This is a genomic window from Halochromatium sp. NSM3, from assembly GCF_059621085.1.
Genome location: NZ_JCAQIA010000087.1, coordinates 1 through 1,312, shown reverse-complemented (window position 1 = coordinate 1,312; position 1,312 = coordinate 1). Strand labels below are relative to the sequence as shown.

Genomic DNA, 1,312 nt, shown 5'->3' with positions numbered 1-1,312 from the left:
GCACCCTCCACCGAGCGGCCCAGGTGCAGCAGCTCGATACGCTCGGGGCGCTCCAGCAGTTGGCAGGCGACCAGATAGCCGGCGGCGCTCCAGGTCTGATGCCGGCGTGCCTGCTGACCGACCAAGCGGCCACGGCGGCCGTCGTAATACTCCGGCCAGTCGTCTTGGACCAGACGCCGCTCGGCATCGCTGAGCGCGCGCTCGACCAGCTCATCGGCACCGGTGCGCAGACCGACCAGGGCCAGCAGCCAGAGCAGCACCGGCCAGTTGCCGCCGTTGTGGTAGGACCAGGGCCGGTTCTTCGGGTCGCAGCCGGTGAGGATGCGCCAGTCCTGGCCTTCCAGCGCCGGGAAGCAGAGCTTGAGCGGCATCTGGCCGATCAGGTCGTCATAGCGCTGTGCGATCAGCTGCATCAGGGCGGCGGTCTGCGCCTCGGTGGCCAGCCCGGCGGCGCAGGCGAGCAGATTGCCCTGGCCGAAATAGCGATAGTCGAGCCGGCCGGGGCCGACGTTGCCGAGCAGATAGCCGCCGGTCTCCGGCAGCCAGTCCATGAGCCAGTCGGGGATGGCGTCGGGATGGATATTGAACTTGTTGACCGCAGCCGGTCCGTACTCATCGATCCCGTAGCGGTAGATCTGGTTCAGCCGCGCGAGGTCGAGCCAATAGTAGGTGCGCACATGATGGGCCAGGTGCGGTAGGCGCTCGTCCAGGGCCGCGCAATAGCGCGCGTTCGCCGGCTCGTCGGCGTCGAGCAGATCGGTGGCCGCACAGAGCGCCGCGAAGAACTGCGCCTGGATATCGATCGGATAGCCGTAGACGCCCATGCGCCGGTCGATCATGAAGGAGCCGTCCGGCACCAGCATGGTCGGGAACATGTCGAAGCGGCTGGTCATGCTCAGATCGAGCAGCAGCCGGATCGCCTGCTGCACGCTGGCCTGATTCAGGAAGACGCGGTCCTCGGTGACATGCACATAGGCCTGCAACGTTAGCAGCCACCAGAAGCCGGAATCCACCGGCGCGACGCGGGCGATGGCGTGCTCGCCAAAGTCACCGATGAGCTGCTCGTCGGTGCCCTCACCGGTGACCTTGAAGCTGGCCGGGATCAGTCCCTCGCCGGGCTTGAAGCAATCGAGCTGGCGCTCATGGCTTTGCAGCCGCACGGCCGTGGAGAGGAAATGCCGGACGATCTCCGGGCGGCCATCGAGCAGGAAGGCGAACGCCGAGATGGCGAAATCGCGGGTGAAGACCTGGTCGTAGTTGAGCGCCTCGGTCTCGGGATCATGGGCGGCGACAGTCCCGACCGGCTCGCCGC

At 67.1% G+C, this 1,312-nt stretch carries 1 protein-coding gene; it reads right to left on the bottom strand.

Annotation, left to right across the window (positions count from 1 at the left end; translation table 11 throughout):
- On the bottom strand, positions 1-1,312 hold a 1,312-nt coding region (locus tag AC54T3_RS17410), incomplete at both ends, for a glycoside hydrolase 100 family protein (RefSeq protein ID WP_496626572.1).